The sequence below is a fragment of the Sulfurimonas sp. genome (assembly GCF_047622445.1).
Lineage (GTDB): Bacteria > Campylobacterota > Campylobacteria > Campylobacterales > Sulfurimonadaceae > Sulfurimonas.
Genome location: NZ_JBLHOE010000045.1, coordinates 1 through 26,835, shown reverse-complemented (window position 1 = coordinate 26,835; position 26,835 = coordinate 1). Strand labels below are relative to the sequence as shown.

Genomic DNA, 26,835 nt, shown 5'->3' with positions numbered 1-26,835 from the left:
GGAAACGCCTGGCTCCATTCCGAACCCAGAAGCTAAGCCTCTCATCGCTGATAATACTGCAGATTTCATTTGTGGGAATGTAGGTCGTTGCCTAGTTTAAGTCTTTTTACCTTACCTTACCTTTTATCTATTTTACTATTTTTACAATATTATATTTATTTTACTTACTTTTTATTATGTTTTCTCTGTCTTCTTTACTTCCAAGTAACAAGTCTTTACTTATATACGTTTATTTACTATAATCCATTTATGATATTAAATAAAACATGGTCTTCTTTCTTAGAAGAATTTATTTCTTCAAATGATTTTATTGAATTAAATGATTTTATTGATAGTGAATATAAAATAAAGACTATTTTCCCAAAATATGAAAATATACTTAGCGCTTTTAACTTAGTTTTACCTAATGAAGTAAAAGTTGTTATTATTGGACAAGATCCATATCATGGATTCAATCAAGCCAATGGTTTAGCATTTTCTGTCTCTGATAAATGTAATATACCGCCATCATTAAGAAATATTTTTAAAGAACTTATAGATGATATAAAATGTCAGAATCCAATAAATGGAAATTTAAGTAAATGGTCTCAAGAAGGCGTACTACTTATGAATACGGTATTGACAGTTGAAGAAGCTAAGCCACACTCTCATAAAAAAATTGGTTGGGAAATATTTACTGATAATGTGATTAAAAAATTATCATCAAAATATAATAATATTATTTTTATTTTATGGGGTAAACCTTCACAAAGTAAAGCTACTCTAATTGATGAGGGTAAGCACTTTATTATTAAGTCTCCTCATCCTTCACCATTATCATCATACAGAGGTTTTTTTGGTTCTAAGCCATTTTCTAAAACAAATAAATATTTACGCGAAAATAATATAACAGAGATAGATTGGAGTTTAGATTAATGTATACAATAAGTGTTTCTTCTTTAAATGAACAAATTAAAACTTTACTTGAGACTAGTTTTACTCGTATATTAGTTGAAGGTGAACTATCCCGGATTACATTTCATAACAGTGGACATATTTACTTTACGCTTAAGGATGCATCTTCAAGTATTAAAGCTGTAATGTTCAGAGGAAATGCTTCTAAGTTACGCTTCCAATTAAAAGAGGGTATGAAAGTTGTTCTAGATGGGGCTATTAGCTTATATAAACCTCGTGGTGAATACCAAATAAATTGTTTTAGTATAGAACCTTCTGGGCAAGGTGCATTAGCATTAGCGTATGAACAGTTAAAAGAAAAATTATCTCTTAAAGGTTACTTTGAAGCTAGTATAAAAAAACAGTTACCCACTTTTCCTGCACGTATAGCTCTTATTACGTCAGCAACTGGTGCAGCACTTCAAGATATGCTTCGCGTTGCTAATACTCGTTATAGAGCATTAGAAATAGATGTGTATGATGTATTAGTTCAAGGTACAAGTGCAGCATGGCAAATATCTAATTCTATAAGCATGGCAGATAAAAAAGATTATGATATTATTGTTATAGGTCGTGGTGGTGGAAGTATAGAAGACTTATGGGCTTTTAATGAAGAGATTGTGGCAGATGCTATTTTTAAGGCTATAACACCCATCATATCAGCAGTAGGACATGAAATCGACTGGGTTATTAGTGACTTTGTTGCAGATATAAGAGCTGCGACACCAAGCGTTGCTATGCAAGTTTGTTTACCCGATACAAATGAACTGTATCAATACTTAGATTCTATTGCCGGTCAATTTGATAGTGTTGTATCCCAAAAATTATTTAATAGAGCTAAAGATCTTGATCATCTCAGGCAACTATTCTCCCAAAACTCCATTGAAAAACAATTAAAACAAAAAACATTAGAAGTTTTACAGTTTAAAGAGCAGTTCTTTCAAACTATATCTTTTAAGATTCAAAATTTTTCAAGAGAAAAAGAGAGTATAACATCTAGATTTCCTCATATTATAGACTCAATTTTGAATAATAAGCAAAATCAATTAAATAACTTCAATAAAATGCTAGAATCTAACAATCCAAAATTAAAAACAAAAAGTGGATTTGCACAAATTTCAAAAAACAAAAAAGTTATTGATATATCAGAATTAGATGTTAATGATAGTTTTGAACTTCAAAGTGATGATATATATGTAACTGCAAAAGTAATAGAAAAGGAAAGTCTATGAGTTATCCAAAATTTTATGACACAATTGAGAGTATAAAAGTTAAAGACCCTCTTTCGAATGCACTTGGGGCATTTGAAAATGGCCAGTATGAATTTAATTATATAGATGTAGTAAAGTCCGCTGGACATAGTTGCCCTACAGTTGCTGGTGCTTATATAATTGCTTTAGAAGCTTTAAAAAGTTTATACAAAGATGAATTAGCTGTTCGTGGAAATATTAAAGTAGAGTTTGCAGAATCTATGGAAAGTGGAGTTGCTGGAGTTATAGGAAATGTTATTTCTCAGATTACGGGGGCTACAGACAAAAGTGGTTTTAAAGGACTTCAAGGAAAGTTTGCTCGACATTCTTTAATGCATTTTGATGCAAATGTTGATGCTTCAGCAAGATTCACACGTTTGGACAACTCTAAAAGCGTAGATGTTTTTTATAATCCATCTAGCGTTCTACCAAATCCAGATATGCAAGTTTTAATGCAAAAAATGGCAAAGGGTGAAGCTAGTAATAATGAAGTAAAAGAATTTGGTATTTTATGGCAAGACAGAGTAAAAAGAATTTTCGAAAATATTGAAATGGTTGTACGAGTGGAAGAGGTATAAAATATTTATTAAATATTGATATAGTAGAAATAAACAAGGACCTATCTCGAAATATCTTTACAAAACTGTAACAATATGTCCAAACTGTCAATACTATTTCTAAGTATATAGAATCTGTTAGTTAGAGATTATATATTTATTTCTATATAAAAAAGATAAAAAAAATAGCAATCTGCAATACTTTTTAAATATATAAAAATTTTGAGTTATATTTTTATTCTTAGGAGTAAGTATGAGAGATTTTAGTGCTATTGTAAAAGAGTTGAAGTTTTATTTGGCAAAGAATACGAATGAGAAAGTGTATGATAAAAAGATTGCAGATGCACTTGAAATATCACCTATAAATTTTGCGACGTTAAAGCGGAGAAATTCTATCCCCTTTGAGAAGATAATAAATTTCTGTAATAAAGAAAAAATTTGTTGTAGTGAGATTTTTTTTGATTAAATCTTTAACTGTACTGTACGTTTAGTAGCCTCAAAAAGCTCAGTTGCACGTTGGACAATAGGGTCTTCTAGTATATCTGCTCCATCTATTTCTTTTGGGGCTTTTTCATCGCTAGAACAACCCGTAACACAGCTTCCACTCCCTCCAATCTCAGCTTCTTCAATCATTGATGCAGGTTCTTGAAATTCTTGTGGAGGTATTTGAGTAGTTTGGTCAAAAGACTCTGGATGTACTTGGCTTGGCTCAGGTACAATTTCTTGTTTAACTTCAACTGGTTGAGTACAAGCCATAGATTTTATCTTAGTGCTAAATCCATACACTTCACGAACGAGTTGTTTAATCGCAGCATAGCCATGTGTAAGGGCTTTTTTTTCTACATCATTTACGCAACTTTCCCAAGTTAAAACATTATCTTCATATGAAATAAAGCTGATAGCACTTTCAAAAAGTGCACCAAGTTCATAGTTTCTATCTTTAATCTTTGTAATAAGTTCTAGAAACTCTTTGTTTTGTGGAACATGAATTACCTCTGGCTCAGGAGGTGTGATTTCTTCTTCTACTATGGGTAAAGTTATAACTGGAGCTATTTGCACAGCAATAGGTTCAGGCATCTCTGGCGAAGATGTATGCATTTTTATGGTTGTTGGTTCTGGAGTTTTTAGCTCAGGTCTTTGAATCTCTTTTTGAAGAGACTCTATCATTTGGTCTATCTCTTTAATTCGAAGTGCTTCCATCATCTTGAAAAATATCATTGAAAGCACAAATGAACCATCTGCATTAATGTTAAAAAGATATTTTGAATCACTTAAAATTCTAAAAAATCTATCGAGTACTAGGGTTGAAAACAAGGCATCTTGGTTGTACATTTTCTCTTTAAGATAGGCTATAAGCTCATCCACAACCATCTCAGCTTCATAATCTTCTAGCATTTTTGTATGTTCGACTACAGCTGCATAATCTTTTGCAAATACAGAATCGAAAATATCACTTATACATTTGGGATCAACAAGGCCTAGCATATCTGTAACAGTATTGACATCGACATGATTTTTAGAATAGATGATTGCTTGATCAAGTAGAGTAAGCGTATCTCTCAAACTCCCACTTCCGCTACGAGCAAGAATTTCGAGTGCATCTGCTTCAAAAGAGACACCTTCTAAGTTCAAAATATGTGCCAAATGATCTATGATTTTATTTGTTGCAATAGATTTAAATCTAAAATGTTGTGTACGACTTAAAATTGTAGCTGGAAGTTTAAGTGGATCAGTTGTTGCAAGAATAAATTTTACATATTCAGGTGGTTCTTCTAGTGTTTTTAAGAGAGCATTAAATGCGGGAGCCGTAAGCATATGTACTTCATCTATGATAAAAATTTTGAACCTTGCAATAGCTGGTTTATACTTCGTTTGCTCGACTAAATCACGGATATCGTCAATCCCACGATTTGAAGCTCCATCCATCTCAACTATATCCATATGTCGGCTTTGTATAGCCATAGTACAGTTTGAGCATACACCACAAGGTTGATGACTCATTCCTTCTTCACAGATAAGCGCTTTTGCAAAGATTCTAGCAGTTGAAGTTTTACCACTTCCTCTTAAACCTGAAAAAAGGTAAGCATGAGAAAGTCGGTTTGAATCAAGTGAAAGTGAAAGAGTTTGAGAAATAGTTTCTTGACCTATAAGCTCATCGAAGTTTGAAGGTCGGTATTTTCTTGCTAGTACTTCTGATGATTCTTTCACAGTAAACTCCACTTTTTAGTAAGTAGATTTTAGCATGTAAAGAGTTAAAAGCTTATTATGCTGAGATTATATTTTGAGCCATTTTGCTGCAATAGCTTTTAAGGCATCAGGATTTTCAGAAGCAAAAAATTTTATGTGAGGATTTTCATATTTTTTACTAAAAGTAAATTTACTTTCTAAGTATTCTACAATTGCTTCACCAGAGTGAATAAGCTGTGTATCTTCACCAAAGTATGCTTGAAGAGCAGGTGCTATAAGTGGAAAATGAGTGCAACCTAAGATAACTGCATCAGGTTGTTTTATATCTTTGAAGTAGTGTTTAAATGTAGCTTCAAGTATTTCACCACTAAAAATTTCTTCTTCAACAAGAGGTACAAAGAGACCCGTTGCTTTTGTTTGAAAGTTGTCATATCCAAGAGAATGTAGTCTTGTATTATATGCTTTAGAGTTTATCGTTGCTTTTGTGCCTAAGACTAAGATATTTGAATTTTTGTCTTTTAGTGCATTTGAAGTCGCTATAGCTCCAGCTTTGACTACTCCATATATAGGACAGTTTGAAATATCTCTCATCTCATCGAGGGCATATGCACTGACTGTATTGCAAGCTACAATGATTAAATCAAGTTCAAAGTTTTTAAAAAATTCTATCGTCTCTAAACCGTAGCGAATGATGGTGTTTTTATCTTTGATTCCGTAAGGAACACGTGCTGTATCCCCATAGTAGATAATTTCTTCAAAGAGTTGGTGTTGGAGTAAAGATTTAACAACAGTTAAGCCGCCAATTCCTGAATCAAATACACCGACCTTCACTAATTTACCTTAAGAATCTGTATTCATACTTTCAAGGAATTCAGCATTAGTAGCATTTTTCCCCATAGTATTATAAATAAATTGAAGTGCTTTAACTTCGTTGTCTTGTTTATGTAACATTTGACGTAAGATAAAGATTTTTTGCAAGTTCTCTTTAGAGATAAGTAAATCATCTTTACGAGTTCCAGATTTAAGAATATCAATCGCTGGGAAGATTCGTCTTTCTGCAATTTTACGATCAAGTACAACTTCCATATTACCGGTACCTTTGAATTCTTCAAAGATAACTTCATCCATTCTACTTCCAGTGTCGATAAGTGCAGTAGCAATGATAGTTAAAGAACCACCATTTTCAATATTTCTCGCAGCTCCAAAGAAACGCTTTGGACGGTGAAGAGCATTGGCATCTACACCACCAGAGAGTACTTTACCACTTGAAGGTGTAACAGTATTGTACGCACGTGCAAGTCTAGTGATAGAATCTAGTAGAATTACTACGTCACGACCAAGCTCAACAAGACGTTTAGCCTTTTCTATTACCATCTCAGCAACTTTAACATGGTTTTTTGCTGGCATATCAAAAGTTGAGCTGTACACTTCACCTTTAACACTTCTTTCCATATCTGTAACTTCTTCGGGTCTCTCATCAACAAGTAAAACTAGTAAGTCAATATCTGCGTGGTTAGTTGAAATACCATGAGCTATCTCTTTTAAAAGTTCTGTTTTACCAGATCTTGGAGGGGCTACGATCAAACCACGTTGTCCTTTACCAATAGGGGAGAACAGGTCTAACATACGACCTGTTAAGTGTTTCTCTTTATACTCAAGCTTAATAATATCTAATGGGTAAAGAGGTGTTAAATTTTCAAATAGAGGTCTTTTTTTACTTTCTTCAGGAGGTAAACTATTAACAGCTTCTATCTTTATAAGTGCGTAGTAACGCTCTTGTTCTTTTGGAGGGCGTACTTGACCAGTTACAACGTCACCATTTCTAAGTGCAAATCTTTTGATTTGAGTATTTGACACATATGCATCATTGATAGATTCATTAAATGATTTATCGATAGAACGGATAAAACCATAGCCATCTTGCATAATTTCAAGTATCCCAGAGAAAAGGATAAAACCACCCTGAGCAGTTTGCGCTTTAAGAATTTCAAAGATGATATCTTGACGCTTCAGTTCATTTGGATGCTCAACTTTTAATTCAGTTGCCATAGCCACAAGTACTTCAATATTAAGAACGCGTAGTTCATCTATAGTAGCACCTTTAACGGGTGTATGAGATCGGGATTTATTAGTATTGCTTTTTGGTTTTGTGTTCTTGCGAGGTTGTTGTGAATTGTTTTCACTCATAAAGTAAGTACCTTAATTTTGTTTGATTTGTTGTAGTGAAGAAAGTATTGAGATGCATGTGAACATCCGTTTTGTTGCGCTTATTTTACACTAATACTCTATTTTAGTCAAGTTTAGTTCATTTTGAGTGTAGATATACCATCGACAACAGTAGAAATATTTACTTTCGCTTCTGCTAAGGTCTTTTGTGTTCTCTCGGCTAGTTTACGTACTTCATCTGCAACTACGGCAAATCCACGACCATGTTCCCCCGCGCGTGCAGCTTCAATAGCCGCATTGAGTGCAAGAAGGTTTGTTTGATCTGCGATATCAGATATAGTAGAGAGTACTTTAAATATATCTTGACTTTGGTATTGTAAACTTGATAGTTGCTCGTTAAATTCCCCAGTTTTTTCCTCATCTATTTCTTTAGAATTTTCTTGAGTTTGGAGAAGTTTAGTATTTTCTTCTATAATTTTTTGTTCTTGTTTAAGTTCTTTTTGAAGTGTATTTACAAGTACTTGAAGTTCTTCTCTTTTAGTTTTGAGAACTTCAGTTTCTTCTAGCATTTTTATTTTTTGTATATTTACATCTTTTTCTTTTTTCTCGTGAGTTATTACTAAAGATGTATTTTCTGTTTCTAAGGATTGAATCTGGTATTTTACATTTGTGTTTTCTTGCGAGAGTTCTTCCACTTGAGACTGTAGTATTTTTATCTCATTGTTTTGTTTAGGTCGTTTTGAGTTTCTAAACATAAAATATCCAATCGTTATACCAAATAATAAAACTAATACAGCATATAAAACACTCAAAAATAGTGAAGTTAAAGAGGATGGTTCGGATGCTAGAACTTTGTTTTGAATAAGCTTAATTCCATTTGTTTTCATATCTAGGTAGAGTTTTCTCATTCTTTGAATCTGAATGTTACTCAGTTGATTGTTGCTTTGACGAAGTTTTGCTAGAGCCTTAAGTGTTTTTCCTTCTAATACATCAAGCTCACTTACTTGAGTAGAATCAACAGAAAGTGAAGTTGTAATTTTCTCATGAGTAGAAAGTATGAGATAAAAAAGATTTACTTTTTCTTCGGCAGATAAGCTAGAAGAAGCCTTATCGAGTTCAGCATTTAATTGGCTGTAGCTTTCTTCTAATGAAGAGGCAAAAATGTGTAAAGATATAAATAAGAATAAAAAGAATATTTTCATAGTAAATTTAAAGCACAATCTATACCAAATCTGAATATAATAGGTAAAATATTTTAAGGCAACTTATGAACAAAGCATTTTTACTTTTATTTTTACTTTTTAGCTTTACATCTCTTTCGCTTCATGCATATTCTAAACGAATCATTTTAATCTCTTTGAGTACGCAAGAAGGTGCAGATGCTGTGATAAAAGAACTGCCAACGCATAGTCCAACATTATACGCTCTTGCATTGGAGTATAACTTTAAGATAAAACTAAATAAATCAGGAAAATATTATATAGTTTCAGCGGAAGTATTTACAGATAAAAAAGTATTAAACATAGCATTAAAGAAAATTAGGAAACGTTTTAAAGGTGCTTATGTAGGTAATTATAAGTATCCAAAAGTAATTAAAAAGATACCAGTTGTAAAAAAGAAAATTCCAAAGAAGATTGAGCAAAAAGTAAAAGAATTAAAAAAAGAAATTGTCATTGTTGAAAAAATACCAAAAAAAATACAAGTGAAAAAGATTCAAAAAGTAGAAACAAAAAAAGTTGAAAGAACTGAAAAAATAGAAGTAAAAGAAGTAATTCTAGAAGATGAACAAGAAGTGTTAAAACAAAATATACAAACAAATAAAGAAGATGACTCATCCAATAAAATTATAAGTATCTTTATAACATATTTTGAATGGTCTTATCTTGTTATATTTATACTAGCAATGATTATGTTAAAGTATTATATAAAATTTAAAAGAATCTACGACGAGTATTAAGCGTAGATACTTTTGTTTACTTTATCAAATTCTTTTAGTGTTTTTTCTAGAAGTTTTTGAGCATCTTGAAAAATTTTATCCATCATTTTTTCTAAATCTAAGTGTTCTATTTCTTTTGGGTTTTCAAGTTTCTCGATAGATTTATCTATTTTATTATTTAGTTTATCCATTGATCTATCAAACATATCTACAATATTTGATTTTACATGTTGTTTATGATTGTCATCTCTTTCTCTACCTGGTTCAAAAATGTCAGAAATTTTTTGTGCTAATTGAGTGACTGGTGAAGTAGGTGCGTCTTCTTTTAGCTCTTCTAAAAAGTCATCTATAAAAGGTTGTGCCGTTTCCATAAACTTGTCAATTTCTTTTTGGTCTTGGGCACTAATTCCATTACTCTCAACTTTAAAAGAGAAAGATTGCATAGAAGAAAAGCTCATAGAAGTCTCAGATCCACTTTCATTTTTAGTATGAGAAAGTGAAGATGCATTATGGTTAGCGAAATCCATTTTAATAGTATCTCCGCTTGAAGTTTTCATAGATATATTTAAGTCATGTTGGCGATATGTGTCCATTGAATATGAAGTGTTGATAATGCATCCTTTACAATAAGTAGGAATAATATCGGTTAGATTTGTAAAAATTGAAGTTTTCTTCAACTAAAATAAGTCGTAAAATATGTAAACGAAGAGATAAAGAAAATTAAATAAGAGTTTGTGCTAAAATCCTATCATGAAAAAAAAGTATAAAATTTTAGTTACAAATGATGATGGTTATGAGGCTAAGGGTTTACTCTCTTTAGTGAAATCTTTAAAAGAGTTAGATGATGTAGAAGTTATGGTTGTCGCTCCTGCAAATGAGAAGTCTGCATGTGGGCATTCCCTTACACTAGTACGTCCACTTCGTTTTGTGAGCGTTGATGATGACTTTTATAAACTTGATGATGGAACTCCGAGTGATTGTGTGTATCTTTCTCTCTCTACTCTGTATAAAAATGAAAAACCAGACCTTCTTGTAAGTGGTATTAACCGTGGTTCGAACATGGGTGAAGATATAACATACTCAGGCACGGCTGCTGGTGCTATGGAAGGTGTACTTCATGACATTCCATCGATTGCGATAAGTCAAGTAATGGATTTTACAAACCCTGATGGAGATTTTTCTCTTGCAATGAAAACGATTAAAGAGTTAGTATTAAAAATAAAGAATGGTAATTTTCCTCTTCCTCCAAGAGAATTTTTAAATGTCAATATTCCTTCAGACCTTGGTGAAGCAAAAATAAAAGTTACTTATGCTGGATATAGGTTTTACGCAGATGATGCACATGTACATAGAAATCCTCGTGGTGAAGAGCACTACTGGTTAGGTCTTCACCCTCTTAATTTTGCTCCAAGGGCTGGTTCAGATGGGATGAGTGATTATGAAGCAATTCAAGAAGGCTATATCTCTATTACTCCCATCATGCTTGATTTAAGTGCATACAAAAGTATGAAAGCATTAGAAGCGTGGTGTGATGAGTAAACATGACAGAATAAAGCTTGTTCTCCAAGAGGACTTCATTAAACTTGAAAATGCAAAAATCCTTCTTTTAGGTGTTGGTGGTGTTGGAAGTTATTGTTTAGATTGTTTATCTCGCAGTGGTGTAAAAGATATAACAATTGTAGATTTTGATACATACGATGAAACAAACCAAAATCGTCAAATGTGGTCAGAACTTCATGAGGGTGAAGTGAAGGTAGAAGCCTTACAAAAGCATTATCCTAAAATTAAAATAATGAATGTACGAATTGATGAGCAGTGGGTATGGGATTTTGACTTCGACTCATACGACTTAGTTTTAGATGCGATTGATGACACAAAGGCAAAATTAGCCTTAGCGCAAAAGTGTCATAAAAAACTTATCTCTTCTTTTGGTTCTGCAAAACGACTTGACCCTACAAAGATTAAAGTAGATGATATTTGGAAAAGTTACGGCGATAAATTCGGTTCTAAAATACGTTATGAGTTACGAAAACGTGGATTTAAGAAAAAGTATAAAGTGATTTTCTCAAGTGAAGAGGCAGTAGTAAAAGAAAAGGGTAGTTTCATGGGTGTAACAGCATCTTTTGGACTTACAATGTGTGCTGAGGCCATTAAAGAAATACGAAAAATAAAAGATAAAGGATAGAATTGTTTGATTTTTTAGACAGTGATTGGTTTATTATAACACTAGAGATAGTTTTTATAATTCTGATAGCTTATGATATTAAGAAGTATGTAGAAACCAAAAAAAAAGAATATATAACAAATATTGTTTTAACTTTTGCTTTCGCAGTATGGACTTTGTATCCGATGTATATAAGTTATTTTGGATGGGAAGATTCTCAAAAGCAAGAGATGTTATTAACATGTAATGACTCAAATGATACTAAAATATGTAACTGTATTGATGAGCAAATATTTAAAGAGTTTACTTATGACGAGCATAAGGCTGAAGATAAAAGCTCAAAAGAGTACCAAGAGTTTACAAAAGAAGCGAAAGAGGATTGTTTAGATGATGGATGGTTTTGATAAAAAAATATCTTGCTTAGGGATTATTGGTGATGGCTGTGGTGGTGGAAGAGAGTTTTATGTTGAAAATGATGCTTTGTACTCCTATGATCCTTATACAAAAGAGAACATGATTTTATTTGAACCTGTGTATAAAGCAAAATCAATTTCTAAGCATCGCTGCATGCTTAGTATTGAATGTGAAGATGAAACTGTGAACATCGACTTGTCTACTCTAAAAATTTAAATTATCTAACAATAATATAATTTAAGTTAATAAATCACATTTATTTGATAAAATAATATGAGAGGTATTCAATGAAGTTTTTTATATTATTAATGGTGCCCTTTATATTAGCTCATGCTTCAGAGTCTTTAAATTCCTGGCTTAGGGATGGAGATGTGTCTGGAAATATAAAATACTACTACATTGAAACAAACAAAAACTATGTAACTGGGAAAGAAACTTCTCATCATTCAAATGCCGTTGGCGGACAGTTAAAATACCAAACGAAAAGAACAAATAATATACTGCTACAAGCTACTTTTATGGTAACACAAGGTTTTTTACTTCCCAATAATGTAGAGAGTTCTACACTAGGACAAGATGAAGGAACAAAAGGTTTTAATGCTAAAGATGCTTATGCAGTTTTAGGTGAAGTCAACCTTGATTATAAAAACAAATATTTGAATGTTTGGTATGGAAGAAAACTTATAAATACTCCTATGATAGGACCAAAATCTGCAAGGCTATTACCTTCTACAGTTGAAGGTGGTGAAGTAAGTGCATTTATAAGTAATACAACAAGTGTCAGTTTGCTTTTTGTAGATAAATTCAAGCAAAGAACAGCAAAAAACTTCAGTAATATTATAAAGCATGCATTAGGTTCTGATACATATGCTGTAACGGGAAGTGAAGAGGGTAACACATATACAGCGACTCTAAAATATAATGCAAACGCTATAGCTATTAACATCTATAATATGCACGCAACAGATTTTATCAATGTAACTTCTGCTGATTTGAAATATACAAATGAGATATACACACTTTCAGCGCAAGTAGTAAAACAAATGAGTGTTGGAAATGCAAAAACTAACTTAGCAAAAATAGGTTCTATTACAAATGGGAAAAAAATAAATGTTACAGCATTTGGGCTTCGAACTAGTATAAAACATAAAGAAAGTGTTTTTGATATTGTGTACAGAAATATACTTCGAGATAAAAATGCCTATGACTCAATTATAACACCATGGGATGGAAGTCTCTTGTATGCATATAGTTCTACGACAAATAATCTTGGACAATCATTATACGGCAATGGACTTACTGCTGGAGGAGCTTATGTTGGTGGGACACAAGGTTTAAAAATAGGGTATACACAAAAGTATGACTTTTTAGGTCTTAAAGGTTTCAAAACACACCTAGCTCTAGCAATATACAGAAATTCACTTTATCGTGAAGATCAAGAAGACCTAAAAGCAATCCTGTTTTACGATAATGGTCCATTTTCTTTACAACTAAAGGGAATCTGGATTAATAATGATACGTATACTTTTAAAGATGGCACTGTAAATCAGTTAGATTCCTTGACTCAGTATCATGCGATAGTAAATTATAAATTTTAGTAGTTAATAAAAAAGGGATAGAATAAAGAATGCAGGTAAATTTTAAAAATATATTGTTGTCATTATTGATTGTTTTTATAACTTTGGGATGTTCTCCTAATCAAGAAAAATCTTATGAGCCTTTATACTCTGAGACACCTATATTTGTACAGAAGAAAGTATATGTTTTTGGTGTACATCCTTTACATAATCCTAAGCGTCTTTTTGAAGTGTATCAGCCTATGGTTGATTATATAAATGCACAACTCAAAGGAAGTGAACTTCGTCTTGAAGCATCAAGAAATTATGCAGCGTATGATAAAAAACTTTTTGATGGGTATTTTGACTTTTCACTTCCTAATCCATACCAAACAGTGGCAGCAGCCTCTAAAGGTTATCAAATATTTGGCAAAATGGCAGATGATGAAAACTTTCGAGGGATTATCTTAGTGAGAAAAGATAGTGGGATTGAAAAAGTTACAGATCTTCGTGGAAAAACGGTTAGCTATCCCGCTCCTACTGCATTAGCCGCAACAATGATGCCTCAATGGTATATGCATGAAAATGGCTTAGATATAAATCATGATATTACAAACTCTTACGTAGGTTCACAAGAGTCTTCTATTTTGAATGTTTTTTTGGGTAAGTCTGCAGCAGCTTCTACCTGGCCTCCGCCGTGGCGAGCATTTATAAAAGAAAGACCTGAGATTGCTGAGCAAGTTGAGATAAAATGGGAAACTTCACATCTTCCAAATAATGGTCTCATAGTGAGAGAAGATGTACCAGCAGACTTACTCAAAAATATAAGTAAAATAATCTTTTCTTTACATGAGTCTAAAAAGGGTAAAGAGATTCTTTCAAAAATGGAATTAAGTAAATATGAGAAAGCGCAAGACTCTACATATGATTCTGTTCGCTTGTTCTTAAAACGTTTTGAAAAAGATGTTCGTCCAATTATGGGAGGGAAGTTAGATAATGAATAGATCTATCCCCTCTCTTTGGAATAAAAGTTTTAAATCGCAACTTATTTACGGGTTTGGAGTTATTTTAACTGTCCTTGTAGTTAGTTTTTCGTATATAAATATATCATTTCAAAAAGAATTTTTTCAGCAAAGTGGGATGAAGCAAATTCTAAATCGTAGTTTATCTCTTGCCCAAACAAGTAAAGTTTGGCTTATGGCAAATGATTATGTTGGACTGGAAGCTGTTATGAATGATGTAAGTATATATGATGATTTAGTTTTTGCTACTATCATTAATCCAGATGGTAAAATTATAGCGCATACTAAGAATTCATTTGTTGGAAAGTATATAGCAGATGAAAAGCGAATAGAGTATTTAAAAGAACATTCATATAATATAAATGAAGAAGAATCAGTATATGTACTTTTACAAAATAATAAATATATTGATATCATAAGATCTGTTCATGAAGGCGAAAAAAACATAGGGTTTGTTAACATACGTTTGGACCAAAGTATTCGTGAGGAAGCTATACATAATAAAATAATGGAGGGGATTATTTTTACATTAATATCGATTATTATCGGTATTTCATTTGCTTATTTTGTTGCCAAGGGTTTGACGAATAGTTTATCTCATTTAATGTTGAGTGTAAGAAAGTATAGCGAAGGTAATCGCGGTGAAGTAGCAAATGAAAATACAGTAAAAGAGATAGCAAAACTTGCTTCTGAATTTAATTCTCTTACTCATAATCTTAATGCTTCTGAAGAGTTAAATCAGAAACTAACAGAACGATTAGAACTTGCATTTATTGCTACTCAAGATGGACTTTGGGATTGGGATATACTTAATGATACTATTTATTATTCACCAATATGGAAAAGCATGATAGGGTATTTTGATGATGAACTCCCAAACGAAATCTCAACATGGGAAGAACGTGTACACCCGGATGATATTGAAACAGCTTCTCGAGCTATTGATGATCATGTTGCAGGTAAGACACAAGAATATACAAATATACATAGGTTACGGCATAAAGATGGAACTTGGGTTTGGACTTTAGATAGAGGGAAAGTTCTTTTTGATGACAATGGAGTAGCAATACGTATGGTGGGAACACATGCTGATATTACACAAGAGAAGTCTCAAAGGGAAGAACATCAGCATATTTTAGAGTATCAAGCAAATCATGATGCCCTTACTAAACTGCCAAATCGACTTTTATTTCACGACAGATTAATGCAGGGAATAGAAAAAGCAAAAAGATATGAAAAACAATTAGCAGTATTTTTTATAGATTTAGATAGATTTAAACAAATTAATGATTCATTAGGACATGATATTGGAGATAAAGTCCTTCAAGAAGTTGCAGACAGGTTAATGGAAGTTACACGTAAAGGTGATACTCTCGCACGTTTAGGTGGAGATGAGTTTACAATTTTAATGGAAGATTTGAAAAAAGCACAAGATGCTTCAATTTTGGCAGAAAAAATATTACAATCCCTTATAGAACCTATTCGCGTAAGGGATCATATACTTTATATATCTAGTAGCATAGGAATATCTTTATATCCACAAGATGCTGATGATGCTATAAGCCTTCTAAAGTATGCAGATGCAGCAATGTATAAGGCTAAAGATGAGGGACGTGATACTTTTCAATTTTATTCAAAAGAGATGACACAAATTGCTTCTGAAAAATTAATTCTTGAAGCATCCCTTAGAAAAGCATTGCAAAAAGAAGAATTTGAAGTTTATTATCAGCCCCAAGTAGATGGAATAACAAATATGATAACAGGTATGGAAGCACTTGTTCGATGGAATCATCCAAAAAATGGACTTATTCTTCCTAATAATTTTATTCCACTTGCAGAAGAAACAGGGATTATCATCGCTCTTGATCAATGGGTAATGAAAACAGCAATCAAGCAGTTTATACAATGGTACAAAGAGGGTCTAAACCCAGGACGATTAGCATTAAATCTTGCTATGAAACAGTTGCAAAATAAGAAATGTGTTCAGACAATTAAAGATCTTTTGAATGATACAGGATGTAAACCTGAATGGATAGCATTTGAAGTAACAGAGGGACAGATTATGATGAATCCTGATAAGGCAATTGTTATTTTAAAAGAAATTTCACAAATGGGAATAGAACTAGCAGTCGATGACTTTGGAACAGGGTACTCATCCTTAACTTACTTAAAAAGATTACCAATAGATAAACTTAAAATCGATCAATCTTTTGTTCGTGATTTACCTTTTGATGAAGAAGATATTGGAATTTCTAAAGCGGTAATCGCTCTTTCAAAAAGTTTATCCCTTGACGTTATAGCTGAAGGTGTAGAAACAAAAGAGCAGAAGGACTTTTTAGTTAAAAACGGTTGCCATAATATTCAAGGATATTTTTATTCTAAACCAATCTCAGCACCTCAGATGCAAAAACTTTTAAAAGAGAAAAGTATTTAGATATAATCACTTCTATATAAATACAAGAGAATAAAAATGCAAAATATTGAACCAATGACACTTTTTGGCTATGAGAAACTACAAGCAGAAGTAAAAGATTTAAAAAAAGTAAAACGCCCCCAGTGTGTTAAAGATATTGAATCAGCACTAGAACATGGTGACTTAAAAGAAAATGCTGAATACCATGCAGCTAAAGAGATGCAAAAAAATATAGATAACCGTTTAGATAGTCTTTCAAACATAATAGCTAAGGCTAAGATTGTTGATCCAAGTGAACTTGAACATGCAAAAATAAGTTTTGGTTCTACAGTGGTAATGACAGATATGGACACAGATGAAGAAGTTACATATACTATTGTTGGGGGATGTGAATCAAACCCAGACATGGGGCTTATCTCTTTTGGTTCACCACTTGCAAGACAACTTCTTGGAAAAGAAGAGGGTGATGAGGTAAAAGTACGTTTACCTGGTGGTGAAAAAGAGTTTGAAATTGATGAGGTAAGATACCAGGAGATAGTTTTTGAAACACATTAATGTTGGTGTTATTGGGGCGAGTGGCTACACGGGTATAGAATTAATAAAAATACTTATAAATCATCCAAACTTTCAAATTAGTTATGTTGCTACAACTACGGGTGGAATTGAATTAGATGCTCTACACCCAGCACTAAAAGGTGTGTTCTCGTGTCCTGTAGAAATAGCAGATGTAAAAGAGATTTCTAAAAGATGTGCGCTTGTGTTTTTAGCACTTCCACATCAAGCTTCTATGGGCTTTGCTAAAGACTTAATAAAAGATGGTGTTAAGATTGTTGATTTATCTGCAGACTATAGATTAGATTTAGAAGCATATGAAAAACATTATTGTCCTCATGAAGATAAAGAGCACTTAGATATGGCTGTATATGGTTTACCAGAATTATATAGAGAAGAGATTAAAAAAAGCTCACTTGTAGCTAATCCAGGTTGTTATCCAACAGCATCAATTCTTGCCTTAGCTCCATTTACAAAGTATATAGATGAGAATTTTCCAATTTTTATAGATGCTAAAAGTGGTGTGAGTGGTGCTGGAAAAAAATGTAATGAATTAACGCACTATATAAGCATTAATGAAAATATATTTGCATATAAAGTACTTAATCACAGGCATGAACCTGAAATAAAAGAAAAACTATTTAAACAAAGTTCAAAAGATTTTGATGTGAATTTTGTTCCACATCTTATACCTGCAACTCGTGGTGAACTCATTGATGCCTATATGCTTATAAATAAAGATATCGATCCATTAGCAGTTTTAAAAGATTTTTACAAAGATGAACCATTTGTGAGAATATTCGATAATCCAGTAGATATAAAATCATGTGCGGGTACAAATTTTTGCGATATTTATGCACAGAGAAAAGGAAATAAGCTTTACGTAAATAGTGCAGTTGACAATATTCTTCGTGGTTCATCTTCCCAAGCTGTCGCAAATGCAAATCTTATGTGTGGGCTAGATGAAAGTACAGCACTTCCAACAATAGCTTATGTCCCATAATCTAATCCAAATTCAAGAAGGTGCGTACATCATTTCTGATGCGCATTTCTCAAACTCTCGTCCAGAACTTTTTTACCTTATACAAGATATACACTCAAAAAAAATTACTCCAACACAACTTTTACTTTTTGGTGATATTTTTGATGCTTTGTTTGGAAGTGTTTCTAAGAGTATAGAAGTGAATCAAGATATGATAACTATGCTAAATGATATCTCCAAGGAGATGGAAATAGTGTATATGGAAGGAAATCATGATTTTAATCTTAAAAATATATTTCCAAATATACGTATCTTTACAATAGCCCAACAACCTGTTGCCTGCCTATATGAAGATAAGAAAGTATTTCTTGCACATGGCGATTTTGGTGAAGATTTAGGATATAGAATATATACAAGCATTATAAGAAATCGATTTTTTCTTCCTGTGTTTAATTTCATTAACACAATCTTAGGAAATATTATATTAGAAAAACTTGATGTATATTTGAGAAAAAAAGAAGATTGTAATGAGTTTAGCGGATTTAAAAAGTATATTGCTTCAAGATTAGAAAATAAATATGAATGTGATTATTTCATAGAAGGGCACTTCCACCAAAACAAAATAATTAACTTTGATAGTTTTGAATATATAAATTTAGCAGCTTTTGCATGCAATCAAAGATATTTTATTGTAGAATCAAGTAAAGATAAACTATTTTTGAAAGAAAATAATTTTCATAAGGAGATATAACTAATGGATGAAAGTTCCCTAAAAGTTGGTTCCAATGAGATGGAACTTGTAGACTTTCGTATACTCAATCAAAGTGAAGATGGAGTGTATGAAGGTATTTATGGTATCAATGTTTCAAAAGTTCGTGAAATTATTCGCGTGCCGAAATTAACAGAATTACCAGGTACTCCAGATTTTATAGAGGGTATTTTTGACTTAAGGGATGTTGTAATTCCTGTTGTTAATCTTGCTAAATGGATGGGTATTACTCCACCAGAGGGTGGCGAAAAAGATTTTCGGATAGTTATTACTGAATTCAACAATGTTCTTATTGGCTTTATAGTTCATGAAGCAAAAAGAATTAGAAGAATTAATTGGTCAGACATTGAACCGGCTACTTTTGCTTCCGGTTCAGGTACTTTGGATGGAAGTAAAATTACAGGTGTAACAAAAATAGAAGGCGATAATGTTCTTCTTATATTAGACCTAGAATCTGTTGTGCAAGACCTTGGACTATATGAACCAGATGTAGATACTATTCCTCATGAATTAGAGAATTTTTCTGGCATAGCATTAATCTTAGATGATAGTGTAACTGCTAGAAAAATTGTAAAAGAGGCTCTTAAAAAGATGGGCTTCCAAGTTGTAGAAGCGATTGATGGTCAAGAAGGTTTAGAAAAACTGGATGAATTATATGGGATGTATGGAGAGAAGATTGCTGATCATTTAAAGTTGATCCTTTCAGATGTTGAAATGCCAAGAATGGATGGTTTTCATTTTGCAGCAAATGTTAAAGAAGATACTAGATTTAAAGATATTCCAATTGTTTTTAACTCGTCAATTAGTGATCATTTTTCAGAAATTAGAGGTAAAGAAGCAGGGGCTGAAGCTTATTTAGTAAAGTTTGAAGCAAGCACATTTTATGATGAAGTGTCACGAGTAGTTCGTGCACATATGAAGTAGGAGTATAAGTATGGATGAATTTCAAGAGATACTACAGGACTTTTTAGTTGAGTCCTTCGAACTTGTTGAAAAATTAGATGAAGACTTAGTTGAATTAGAAAACACGCCAGAAGACTTAGAACTTTTAAATGGAATTTTTCGTGTTGCACATACTGTAAAAGGTGCTTCTTCATTTTTAAACTTTGATGTTTTGACGCATTTAACACACCATATGGAAGATGTATTAAATAAAGCTAGACATGGTGATCTTATAATCACTCCAGATATTATGGATGTTGTATTAGAGTCAATTGATCTAATGAAAGCACTTTTAAATATTATTCGTGACACAAGTGCAGATGCTGGAATTGATGTATCTGAATGTGTTGCAAGACTCGATAAAGTGTCTGGGGGAGATGGTAAAGTTCCAATTGTGGAAGTATCAGCACCTGTAATTGAAGAGGCTCCTGTTGAAGAAGTCGTAGAAGAAGATGAACTTGATTATGATTCTATGGATGCTGATGAGATTGAAGCTGAAATAGAAAGACTTCTGAATGAAAGACAAGATGAAGATAAAGCAAAAAGAGCAGCTAAGATAGCAGCAGGGGAAAGTGTACCTCAAGCTCCACCTTCAGTGGATGAAGCTCCAGCATCTACTCCTGAACCAACTCCAGAACCGGCAGCTCCACCGCCCCCACCAATGGCTCCTAAAGCAGAAGCTCCAAGAAGTGATGAACCTAAAGCTGCAGCTCCCGCAAAACGAGCTCCAGCAGCAGTTGAGCAAACAATTCGGGTGGATGTAAAAAGACTTGATCATTTAATGAACTTAATTGGTGAATTAGTTCTTGCGAAAAACAGACTTATTAAGATTAACGATGATGTAGAAGAGCGATATGAGGGTGAAGAATTTCTTGAAGAACTTAACCAAGTTGTTTCGATTGTTTCACTTGTTACAACTGATCTCCAAATTGCGGTTATGAAAACGAGAATGCTTCCTATTGGAAAAGTATTTAATAAATTTCCTCGTATGATTCGTGATTTAACACGTGAACTCAATAAAAAAATGGAGCTCGAAATTTCTGGGGAAGAGACAGAACTTGATAAGTCAATAGTTGAAGAGATTGGTGATCCTCTTGTTCATATTATTCGTAACTCATGTGATCATGGTATTGAAATGCCAGCCGATCGTTTGGCTGCAGGTAAAACAGAAACAGGTACCATTAAACTTAAAGCTTATAACGAAGGTAATGCTATCGTTATTCAAATTGATGATGATGGTAAAGGTCTGGATACTGTCATGCTTAAAGCTAAGTCTTTAGAAAAAGGCATTATCACAGAAAAAGAAGCCGCTAATATGAGTGAAAAAGAAGCTTTCGCTCTTATCTTTAAACCAGGTTTTTCAACTGCAGCATCTGTTACAAACGTATCTGGTCGTGGTGTTGGTATGGATGTTGTTAAAACAAACATCGAAAAACTAAATGGTATTATTGATATAGATAGTGAAGTTGGTGGGGGAACCTCAATTAAGCTCAAAATTCCTCTTACTCTAGCAATTATTCAAGCGCTTTTAGTTGGTGTTCAAGAAGAGTATTATGCAATTCCTCTTGCTTCAGTACTTGAAACTGTTAGAATTTCTCAAGATGAGATTTATACAGTTGAGAGCAGAAGTGTTATGAGACTTCGTGAGGAAGTTTTATCTCTTGTTCATATAGGTGATATCTTCGAAGTAGATAGAATCCTTGACGCAGGTGAACATGCTTATGTAGTTGTACTGGGTCTTGGTGCACAAAAGCTTGGTCTTATTGTTGATTCTTTAGTTGGTCAAGAAGAGATTGTTATTAAATCTATGGGTGATTATTTAAAAGGAATTGATGGAATTGCTGGAGCTACAATTCGTGGTGATGGTGGTGTTACACTTATTTGTGATGTTGTTGCTCTTATGCAAATGGCAAAAGGTGTGAAAGCATCTCTTCCGGCTGCAAATGCAGAAGCTCAGCAAAGCCAAGAGAAAACAAAAGCAAGTGACTATAAAGTAATGATTGTAGATGACTCTAAAACAGACAGAATGATTATGAGGAAAGCATTGGAACCAATGGGAGTCTCTTTGGTAGAAGCTAGTGATGGACAAGAAGCACTTAATGTCTTAAAATCTGGTGAACATAATTTTGATGCAATGCTTGTTGATATTGAGATGCCAAGAATGGATGGTTACTCCCTTGCTACTGAAATTAAGAAGTATAATAAATATAAAAATTTACCTTTAATAGCAGTAACTTCAAGAACTGGTAAGTCTGATAGAATGAGAGGTGTTGAATCTGGAATGGTAGAATATATTACTAAACCGTATTCAGCTGATTATCTTGCAAGTGTAGTTCAAAGAAATGTTAACTTTAAATCGGAGTTCTTATAATGAGTGATAAATTAAAAGATATTATTAATAAACAAAATGACCAGCAAAATATTGCTTTGGATCAATCAGATGATATTGTTCAATTAGTTGGATTTATTATTGGTGAAGAAGAATATGCAGTGCCTATTTTGACTATTCAAGAGATTATTAAACCAATCTCTTGGACGAGAGTTCCTCAAACTCCTAAATATGTTCTTGGTGTATTTAACCTTCGTGGTTCTGTTATTCCATTAATAGATTTACGTACGAAGTTTGGACTTCCTTCAAAAAATCATAATGATGAAACAAGATTTTTTGTTCTTAAGCAAGATGATGAAGTAGCTGGATTTGTTATAGATAGATTAACGGCAGCTATCAGAATTAAAAAGTCAGATATTGGACCACCACCTGATACTATCGCATCTGAAGACAGCATGATTGATGGTGTTGGAAAACAAGAAGGTAAAATACTTACAATTTTAAAAGTCAATAAACTTCTCGAGAGAGATTTCTAATCTTTTTATGGGCTATACATCATTAGAGATTGAAATCTTAGATACGAAGATTCTTCTGAATTTTTCAGGAGAACTTAGTCTTTATACCATCACAAAACTTCAAAAACAAATTGATACACTTAGTCCATTAGATGTAAAACAATTAAATATTAATTTAAATAATACTACATTCTTAGATACTGCTGCAGCTATTTTTATACATAACCTTCAAAGTAAATATGTAACTCATGGTATAGATGTAACTATACTGACAGATAATGAAGAAACAAAAGCCACCTTAGAATTAGTAAAAGACCAAAGAAGTATACTAGATGCACCTCTTTTACAAGAAGAGAATAGTTTTTTATATGCATTTGGAAATTTAACCTGTAATTACTATACTGGGCTCTTAGCATTTTTTGAATTTTTAGGAAACCTTTTTGCTACAAAGTTACACTACCTAAAGTCTCCTAAAAATATTAGGTTTAAAGAGATTGCGTTTGAAATAAATGAAAGTGGGATAAAAGCGATTCCTATTATTGCTTTAACCAGTTTTTTAATAGGACTTGTTTTAGCCTACCAATCTTCTGTTCAGTTAAAGATTTATGGAGCAAATATTTTTTTGGTGGATATGATTGGTATCTCAATTTTAAGGGAATTAGCACCTTTAATAACCGCGATTATTATAGCAGGACGCAGTGGTTCTTCTTTTACAGCACAGATAGGTGCTATGAAGATAACGGAAGAATTAGATGCTATGAGAACAATGGGTTTTGATCCATATATATTTTTAGTATTACCTCGTATTATTGCCTTAATGATTGTTATGCCTATTCTTATATTCATTGCGGATATGATGGGTGTACTTGGTGGAATGGTTGTAGCAAATATTGACTTGCAAATTTCACCAACCCTCTTTATGGAAAGATTTTTAGCGGTGGTAGATATCAAACATTTTTATATAGGAATACTAAAAGGTCCATTTTTTGCATTCTTAATAGCGAGTATAGGAATTTATCGTGGTTTGCGTGTAAAAGACGATACACAAAGTATAGGCTTGAACACTACAAAAAGTGTAGTTGAAGCTATATTTGCCGTTATTGTTTGTGATGCTTTATTTTCAATCGCTTTTACTAATTTAGGAATATAGCATGAATGTAGTTGAAGTCAAAAATGTAAAAACTATCTTTGATGATAGAATTATCCATGATGGATTAAATTTAAATGTAAAACAAGGTGAAATATATGGTCTTTTAGGACCAAGTGGTTGTGGTAAAACTACACTTCTTCGAGAGATGGTAATGCTCCAAGATTTTGCATCAGGTGAAATAAATATATTGGGGAATAATATTAGTCATATTTCACATTATAAAGCGCAAGAATTACGAAAAAGATGGGGTGTTTTATTTCAAGCAGGAGCACTTTTCTCTTCTCTTACAGTAGCTGAAAATATAGCATTACCTCTTATAGAATATACAGACCTTACTCCTAAGATGATAGAAGAAATTGTTGCATTTAAAATAAGTTTAGTTGGTTTAAAGTTAGCAGATGCAAATCTTTATCCATCTCAAATATCTGGTGGAATGAAAAAAAAATCAGCTCTTGCCCGCGCACTTGCAATGGACCCCAAGCTTTTGTTTTTAGATGAACCAACAAGTGGACTTGACCCTATATCTGCTAGAGATTTTGATGAACTTATTCTGAAGCTACGTGACTTATTAGGATTAAGTATAGTCATGGTTTCACATGACTTACAATCAATTTATGATACACTTGACAGACTTGCAATTATAGATAATAAAACAATAGCTTTTGAGGGTACTTTAGTGGAAATGACTTCAGTTAAAAGTTCTTTTATACAAACATTTTTTGGGGATAAGAGGTAGATATGAACAATAAAGTTAATTATACACTTGTAGGTTTTTTAGTGCTTGTAGGGTTTACTCTGATGCTTGGATTTATATACTGGTTACTCCAGCCTAAGTCCAAAGAAGAAACTACGCAGTATCATATAAACTTTAATGAATCAGTACTTGGATTAAATATAGATGCACCTGTAAAATACCGAGGAATAAGTGTTGGTACAGTTACAAGTCTAAAGATCAATCCACGTAACTCTGAACAAGTACAAGTGTTAATAACAATTCTTAGAACTACACCTATTAAAATTGATACTGTGGCTAAACTCACAGCACAAGGTATAACTGGTCTCAGTTATATTAACCTTAGTTTGGGTTCACGTGAAAAAAATGATTTGCTATGCTTAGAGGGTAATGCATTAGCAATTATTAAGACTGCACCATCATTTTTTGAAGAGTTTGAAGCATCTCTTGGTAGTATGTCTACAAAATTATCTTCAACATTAACACAAACAGAAAAGCTTCTTAATGATGAAAATCAAAAACAGATAACACTTCTACTCCAAAGAACTGCAGGATTTATGGATAAATTAGAACAAGTTTTGGATGATAAAACTATTCATCACCTTCAGTCTAGTGTGAAAAATCTAGATAGTATGAGTGCAAAAATTGATAGCATGACACCAAATATAAATAGATTTATAGATAAAAGTGTACAGTGGGAAGATAAAGTAGCTGGTTCTTTTGACTCAATTATGGCAAGTTATAATGTGATTGCTAAATCTATGAATGAGTTTAAAAGAGCTATAGCAAGTGATCAGTTTAACATAAAAGATATAGCAGGTGATGTAGTTCCTACAGTAAATAATACACTTCTTGAGATGCAAGAAGTTATGATACGACTTGATGGGATGATACAAAGTTATGAGAGAAGTCCCGGTGATGTAATATTTAAACAAGAAGAAGTGAAAAAAGGTCCAGGAGAAAAATAGTGAGATATATATGTATAAGTTTTTTTGTACTGCTTTTTAGTGGATGCGTTACAACAAAAGTCCCATCAAAATCCGAATATCGAATAAATACAACTGTGATTACAACAAAAAATGATGCACAAAATTGTAAAGAAAAGTCTATAAAAGTTGCGCAAGCATTTAGTTCAAGTTCTTTAATGTCGAATAGTATGACGTATGCCTTAGGTAATTCAAAGCAGTATGTATACTCTCAGTCTTTATGGGCGCAAACACCAAATAGTGTTATAACTTCAAAGTTTTTAAAACTGATACGGGGTACAGAGCTTTTTAAAAGTGTGCAAATTTCAAAATCTAGAAGTAACAATGACTTTCTTTTAGAGATTAATATTGAAGATTTCATGCAGTATTTTGATGAAAAATCAACTTCTTCTTATGCAAATGTTTCACTAAGTTTGACAGTTATAGAAATTACGTCAAATAAAGTAATCGCAACAAAGACTTTTACTTCTAAAGTAGAGATTGACACTCTTAATGCAGAAGGTGGAGTTGATGGTCTTAGCGAATCTTTGAATAATATTTTAGCTAATACAAATATTTGGCTTAATGGAGTTTGTAAATGATTAAAGAAAAAGAGTATCAGAATAGACGTGTCAGGCTAGCTCATTCAATGGAGAGTAATTCTGTTGCAATTATTCATAGTGCAAACTATAAGACACGTTCTAATGATACGGAGTATCCATACAGGCAAGATAGTAACTTTTACTACCTTACAGGCTTTAAAGAAGATGATTCTTGTCTTATGATCCTAAAGAAAAAAAAGAAGTTTAAAACGATTCTTTTTGTTAAGAAAAAAGATGAAAGTCAAGAATTATGGACTGGAAAAAGATTAGGTGAAGAACAAGCAAATAAACAATTTTTAGTAGATGAAGTATATAGTTTTAATACTTTAGAAGAAAAGTTTATAGAAAAGGCTCTAAATAAACAAGTTCTATATTTTGATTTTAAGCTAAGCTATTTAAAATTTAAAGCTTTAAAAAGATTTTCTAAGGGAATAAATACACATAAAAATGTTGCAGTTAATATCGAATATATGAGACTCATTAAATCTGAAAGTGAAGTAGACTTAATTCGTAAAGCTATAAATATTACAGCTATAGCACACCATAAAGCTATGAAGGGTGATAAATCTTCAAAGTATGAATATGAATTACAAGCAAAAATGGAAAATATTTTTAAAAAAAAAGGGGCATATAGTGATGCCTATAGTTCTATAGTTGCTGGAGGAAACTCTGCAAATACATTACATTATATTGAGAAT

28 protein-coding genes and 1 rRNA gene are annotated in these 26,835 nt (G+C 32.5%); 24 read left to right on the top strand and 5 right to left on the bottom strand.

Annotated features, from left to right (window positions below; genetic code table 11):
- The 5 genes from rrf to ACI9TV_RS10650 form a co-directional block, all read left to right on the top strand.
- Positions 1-96 (top strand): 5S ribosomal RNA (gene rrf, locus ACI9TV_RS10670); the annotation flags it as partial.
- Positions 97-249: 153 nt separating this feature from the next.
- Positions 250-915 carry a uracil-DNA glycosylase gene (locus tag ACI9TV_RS10665; RefSeq protein WP_415250780.1) on the top strand — a complete coding sequence of 222 codons (666 nt, stop codon included), beginning with the start codon at positions 250-252 and terminating at the stop codon, positions 913-915.
- A complete protein-coding gene (gene xseA, locus ACI9TV_RS10660; RefSeq protein WP_415250779.1) occupies positions 915-2,165 on the top strand; it encodes an exodeoxyribonuclease VII large subunit in 1,251 nt (416 codons plus the stop codon). Before ACI9TV_RS10665 ends, xseA begins: the two co-directional genes overlap by 1 nt.
- On the top strand, positions 2,162-2,761 hold the full coding sequence (locus ACI9TV_RS10655; RefSeq protein ID WP_415250778.1) for a hypothetical protein: 600 nt from the start codon (positions 2,162-2,164) through the stop codon (positions 2,759-2,761). The genes xseA and ACI9TV_RS10655 overlap by 4 nt, the downstream gene beginning before the upstream one ends.
- A gap of 232 nt (positions 2,762-2,993) precedes the next feature.
- A complete protein-coding gene (locus ACI9TV_RS10650; protein WP_415250777.1) occupies positions 2,994-3,206 on the top strand; it encodes a hypothetical protein in 213 nt (70 codons plus the stop codon).
- Here the strand turns inward: ACI9TV_RS10650 and ACI9TV_RS10645 are convergent.
- From ACI9TV_RS10645 to ACI9TV_RS10630, 4 genes are all read right to left on the bottom strand, one after another.
- Positions 3,203-4,948 (bottom strand): DNA polymerase III subunit gamma/tau, encoded by a 1,746-nt coding sequence (locus tag ACI9TV_RS10645; protein WP_415250776.1) that lies wholly within the window; start codon positions 4,946-4,948, stop codon positions 3,203-3,205. The genes ACI9TV_RS10650 and ACI9TV_RS10645 overlap by 4 nt on opposite strands.
- A gap of 66 nt (positions 4,949-5,014) precedes the next feature.
- The gene (gene murI / locus ACI9TV_RS10640; RefSeq protein WP_415250775.1) at positions 5,015-5,758 is read right to left on the bottom strand and encodes a glutamate racemase; all 744 of its coding nucleotides are present in this window, start codon (positions 5,756-5,758) and stop codon (positions 5,015-5,017) included.
- A 9-nt stretch (positions 5,759-5,767) separates the two neighbouring features.
- Positions 5,768-7,114, bottom strand: a complete 1,347-nt coding sequence (gene rho / locus ACI9TV_RS10635; protein ID WP_415250774.1) for a transcription termination factor Rho — start codon at positions 7,112-7,114, stop codon at positions 5,768-5,770.
- A 113-nt stretch (positions 7,115-7,227) separates the two neighbouring features.
- Positions 7,228-8,295 carry a methyl-accepting chemotaxis protein gene (locus ACI9TV_RS10630; RefSeq protein WP_415250773.1) on the bottom strand — a complete coding sequence of 356 codons (1,068 nt, stop codon included), beginning with the start codon at positions 8,293-8,295 and terminating at the stop codon, positions 7,228-7,230.
- Positions 8,296-8,360: 65 nt separating this feature from the next.
- On the opposite strand from ACI9TV_RS10630, the gene ACI9TV_RS10625 reads away from it, so the two are divergent.
- Positions 8,361-9,050: a hypothetical protein gene (locus ACI9TV_RS10625; protein ID WP_415250772.1), complete on the top strand. Its 690-nt coding sequence runs from the start codon at positions 8,361-8,363 to the stop codon at positions 9,048-9,050.
- Here ACI9TV_RS10625 and ACI9TV_RS10620 read toward each other — a convergent pair.
- A complete protein-coding gene (locus ACI9TV_RS10620; RefSeq protein WP_415250771.1) occupies positions 9,047-9,586 on the bottom strand; it encodes a hypothetical protein in 540 nt (179 codons plus the stop codon). The genes ACI9TV_RS10625 and ACI9TV_RS10620 overlap by 4 nt on opposite strands.
- Before the next feature lie 193 nt (positions 9,587-9,779).
- Between ACI9TV_RS10620 and surE the strand changes: the two genes are divergently transcribed.
- The 18 genes from surE to ACI9TV_RS10530 all read left to right on the top strand — a co-directional run.
- The gene (gene surE / locus ACI9TV_RS10615) at positions 9,780-10,568 is read left to right on the top strand and encodes a 5'/3'-nucleotidase SurE (RefSeq protein WP_415250770.1); all 789 of its coding nucleotides are present in this window, start codon (positions 9,780-9,782) and stop codon (positions 10,566-10,568) included.
- The gene (locus ACI9TV_RS10610; protein WP_415250769.1) at positions 10,561-11,214 is read left to right on the top strand and encodes a ThiF family adenylyltransferase; all 654 of its coding nucleotides are present in this window, start codon (positions 10,561-10,563) and stop codon (positions 11,212-11,214) included. Before surE ends, ACI9TV_RS10610 begins: the two co-directional genes overlap by 8 nt.
- Before the next feature lie 2 nt (positions 11,215-11,216).
- Positions 11,217-11,597 carry a hypothetical protein gene (locus ACI9TV_RS10605; RefSeq protein ID WP_415250768.1) on the top strand — a complete coding sequence of 127 codons (381 nt, stop codon included), beginning with the start codon at positions 11,217-11,219 and terminating at the stop codon, positions 11,595-11,597.
- A complete protein-coding gene (locus ACI9TV_RS10600) occupies positions 11,581-11,823 on the top strand; it encodes a thiamine biosynthesis protein ThiF (protein ID WP_415250767.1) in 243 nt (80 codons plus the stop codon). Before ACI9TV_RS10605 ends, ACI9TV_RS10600 begins: the two co-directional genes overlap by 17 nt.
- A gap of 71 nt (positions 11,824-11,894) precedes the next feature.
- Positions 11,895-13,205, top strand: a complete 1,311-nt coding sequence (locus ACI9TV_RS10595) for a hypothetical protein (protein ID WP_415250766.1) — start codon at positions 11,895-11,897, stop codon at positions 13,203-13,205.
- 29 nt (positions 13,206-13,234) lie between these two features.
- A complete protein-coding gene (locus ACI9TV_RS10590; protein ID WP_415250765.1) occupies positions 13,235-14,167 on the top strand; it encodes a phosphate/phosphite/phosphonate ABC transporter substrate-binding protein in 933 nt (310 codons plus the stop codon).
- Positions 14,160-16,619, top strand: coding sequence for an EAL domain-containing protein (locus ACI9TV_RS10585; protein ID WP_415250764.1), 2,460 nt, complete (start codon positions 14,160-14,162; stop codon positions 16,617-16,619). Before ACI9TV_RS10590 ends, ACI9TV_RS10585 begins: the two co-directional genes overlap by 8 nt.
- Before the next feature lie 36 nt (positions 16,620-16,655).
- The gene (gene greA / locus ACI9TV_RS10580; protein ID WP_415250763.1) at positions 16,656-17,153 is read left to right on the top strand and encodes a transcription elongation factor GreA; all 498 of its coding nucleotides are present in this window, start codon (positions 16,656-16,658) and stop codon (positions 17,151-17,153) included.
- The gene (argC, locus tag ACI9TV_RS10575; RefSeq protein ID WP_415250762.1) at positions 17,140-18,153 is read left to right on the top strand and encodes an N-acetyl-gamma-glutamyl-phosphate reductase; all 1,014 of its coding nucleotides are present in this window, start codon (positions 17,140-17,142) and stop codon (positions 18,151-18,153) included. Before greA ends, argC begins: the two co-directional genes overlap by 14 nt.
- Positions 18,143-18,883 carry a UDP-2,3-diacylglucosamine diphosphatase gene (locus ACI9TV_RS10570; protein WP_415250761.1) on the top strand — a complete coding sequence of 247 codons (741 nt, stop codon included), beginning with the start codon at positions 18,143-18,145 and terminating at the stop codon, positions 18,881-18,883. The genes argC and ACI9TV_RS10570 overlap by 11 nt, the downstream gene beginning before the upstream one ends.
- 3 nt (positions 18,884-18,886) lie before the next feature.
- Positions 18,887-19,825, top strand: a complete 939-nt coding sequence (locus ACI9TV_RS10565; protein WP_415250760.1) for a chemotaxis protein — start codon at positions 18,887-18,889, stop codon at positions 19,823-19,825.
- Between the two features lie 10 nt (positions 19,826-19,835).
- The gene (locus tag ACI9TV_RS10560; RefSeq protein ID WP_415250759.1) at positions 19,836-22,214 is read left to right on the top strand and encodes a chemotaxis protein CheW; all 2,379 of its coding nucleotides are present in this window, start codon (positions 19,836-19,838) and stop codon (positions 22,212-22,214) included.
- The gene (locus ACI9TV_RS10555) at positions 22,214-22,708 is read left to right on the top strand and encodes a chemotaxis protein CheW (RefSeq protein ID WP_415250758.1); all 495 of its coding nucleotides are present in this window, start codon (positions 22,214-22,216) and stop codon (positions 22,706-22,708) included. The genes ACI9TV_RS10560 and ACI9TV_RS10555 overlap by 1 nt, the downstream gene beginning before the upstream one ends.
- 7 nt (positions 22,709-22,715) lie before the next feature.
- The gene (locus ACI9TV_RS10550; RefSeq protein ID WP_415250757.1) at positions 22,716-23,837 is read left to right on the top strand and encodes an ABC transporter permease; all 1,122 of its coding nucleotides are present in this window, start codon (positions 22,716-22,718) and stop codon (positions 23,835-23,837) included.
- A gap of 1 nt (position 23,838) precedes the next feature.
- A complete protein-coding gene (locus tag ACI9TV_RS10545; RefSeq protein WP_415250756.1) occupies positions 23,839-24,573 on the top strand; it encodes an ABC transporter ATP-binding protein in 735 nt (244 codons plus the stop codon).
- A 2-nt stretch (positions 24,574-24,575) separates the two neighbouring features.
- Positions 24,576-25,538: an MlaD family protein gene (locus tag ACI9TV_RS10540; protein WP_415250755.1), complete on the top strand. Its 963-nt coding sequence runs from the start codon at positions 24,576-24,578 to the stop codon at positions 25,536-25,538.
- Positions 25,538-26,137 carry a hypothetical protein gene (locus tag ACI9TV_RS10535; RefSeq protein WP_415250754.1) on the top strand — a complete coding sequence of 200 codons (600 nt, stop codon included), beginning with the start codon at positions 25,538-25,540 and terminating at the stop codon, positions 26,135-26,137. Before ACI9TV_RS10540 ends, ACI9TV_RS10535 begins: the two co-directional genes overlap by 1 nt.
- On the top strand, positions 26,134-26,835 hold a 702-nt coding region (locus ACI9TV_RS10530), incomplete at its 3' end, for an aminopeptidase P N-terminal domain-containing protein (protein WP_415250753.1). The genes ACI9TV_RS10535 and ACI9TV_RS10530, both read left to right, overlap by 4 nt.

Excerpts from the sequence above, each read along its gene's own strand:
- ACI9TV_RS10555 (WP_415250758.1), top strand. The coding sequence starts at position 22,214 with ATGAGTGATAAATTAAAAGATATTATTAATAAACAAAATGACCAGCAA.
- ACI9TV_RS10565 (WP_415250760.1), top strand. The coding sequence starts at position 18,887 with ATGGATGAAAGTTCCCTAAAAGTTGGTTCCAATGAGATGGAACTTGTA.
- xseA (WP_415250779.1), top strand. The coding sequence starts at position 915 with ATGTATACAATAAGTGTTTCTTCTTTAAATGAACAAATTAAAACTTTA.
- ACI9TV_RS10665 (WP_415250780.1), top strand. The coding sequence starts at position 250 with ATGATATTAAATAAAACATGGTCTTCTTTCTTAGAAGAATTTATTTCT.
- ACI9TV_RS10595 (WP_415250766.1), top strand. The coding sequence starts at position 11,895 with ATGAAGTTTTTTATATTATTAATGGTGCCCTTTATATTAGCTCATGCT.
- ACI9TV_RS10600 (WP_415250767.1), top strand. The coding sequence starts at position 11,581 with ATGATGGATGGTTTTGATAAAAAAATATCTTGCTTAGGGATTATTGGT.
- greA (WP_415250763.1), top strand. The coding sequence starts at position 16,656 with ATGCAAAATATTGAACCAATGACACTTTTTGGCTATGAGAAACTACAA.
- ACI9TV_RS10550 (WP_415250757.1), top strand. The coding sequence starts at position 22,716 with ATGGGCTATACATCATTAGAGATTGAAATCTTAGATACGAAGATTCTT.
- ACI9TV_RS10570 (WP_415250761.1), top strand. The coding sequence starts at position 18,143 with ATGTCCCATAATCTAATCCAAATTCAAGAAGGTGCGTACATCATTTCT.
- ACI9TV_RS10610 (WP_415250769.1), top strand. The coding sequence starts at position 10,561 with ATGAGTAAACATGACAGAATAAAGCTTGTTCTCCAAGAGGACTTCATT.
- ACI9TV_RS10650 (WP_415250777.1), top strand. The coding sequence starts at position 2,994 with ATGAGAGATTTTAGTGCTATTGTAAAAGAGTTGAAGTTTTATTTGGCA.
- ACI9TV_RS10545 (WP_415250756.1), top strand. The coding sequence starts at position 23,839 with ATGAATGTAGTTGAAGTCAAAAATGTAAAAACTATCTTTGATGATAGA.
- ACI9TV_RS10655 (WP_415250778.1), top strand. The coding sequence starts at position 2,162 with ATGAGTTATCCAAAATTTTATGACACAATTGAGAGTATAAAAGTTAAA.
- surE (WP_415250770.1), top strand. The coding sequence starts at position 9,780 with ATGAAAAAAAAGTATAAAATTTTAGTTACAAATGATGATGGTTATGAG.
- ACI9TV_RS10585 (WP_415250764.1), top strand. The coding sequence starts at position 14,160 with ATGAATAGATCTATCCCCTCTCTTTGGAATAAAAGTTTTAAATCGCAA.
- ACI9TV_RS10630 (WP_415250773.1), bottom strand. The coding sequence starts at position 8,295 with ATGAAAATATTCTTTTTATTCTTATTTATATCTTTACACATTTTTGCC.
- ACI9TV_RS10540 (WP_415250755.1), top strand. The coding sequence starts at position 24,576 with ATGAACAATAAAGTTAATTATACACTTGTAGGTTTTTTAGTGCTTGTA.
- ACI9TV_RS10560 (WP_415250759.1), top strand. The coding sequence starts at position 19,836 with ATGGATGAATTTCAAGAGATACTACAGGACTTTTTAGTTGAGTCCTTC.
- ACI9TV_RS10620 (WP_415250771.1), bottom strand. The coding sequence starts at position 9,586 with ATGAAAACTTCAAGCGGAGATACTATTAAAATGGATTTCGCTAACCAT.
- ACI9TV_RS10590 (WP_415250765.1), top strand. The coding sequence starts at position 13,235 with ATGCAGGTAAATTTTAAAAATATATTGTTGTCATTATTGATTGTTTTT.
- ACI9TV_RS10625 (WP_415250772.1), top strand. The coding sequence starts at position 8,361 with ATGAACAAAGCATTTTTACTTTTATTTTTACTTTTTAGCTTTACATCT.
- rho (WP_415250774.1), bottom strand. The coding sequence starts at position 7,114 with ATGAGTGAAAACAATTCACAACAACCTCGCAAGAACACAAAACCAAAA.